The organism is Clostridioides sp. ZZV15-6383, assembly GCF_020657735.1.
In the GTDB taxonomy this organism is placed as follows: Bacteria; Bacillota; Clostridia; order Peptostreptococcales; family Peptostreptococcaceae; genus Clostridioides; species Clostridioides difficile_D.
In genome coordinates this window covers 1-251 of record NZ_JAGWCV010000241.1, presented here as the reverse complement: position 1 = coordinate 251, position 251 = coordinate 1, and the positions used below count along the sequence as shown (strand labels likewise).

The window sequence follows — 251 nt, the reverse complement described above, 5'->3', positions numbered from 1 at the left end:
GTCAGAGTTTATTCGTCAATTAGAATACAAGGCTAATTGGTATGGTAGACAAATTGTAAAGGTAGGTAAATTCTTTGCAAGTTCACAAATATGCAATAAATGTGGATACAAAAACGAGGAAGTTAAGAACTTAAATATAAGAGAATGGATTTGTCCTAGTTGTAATGAAACTCACGATAGAGATATAAATGCAAGTATAAATATATTAAAAGAAGGATTAAGACTAATAACAATTCAAAATAAATAACTTA

General features: G+C 27.5%; 1 protein-coding gene. It reads left to right on the top strand.

Annotation, left to right across the window (positions count from 1 at the left end):
• Positions 1-247, top strand: a 247-nt coding sequence (locus KGF42_RS20725; protein WP_141247360.1) for a zinc ribbon domain-containing protein, incomplete at its 5' end; no start/stop codon positions are given.
• Between the last annotated feature and the right edge of the window lie 4 nt (positions 248-251).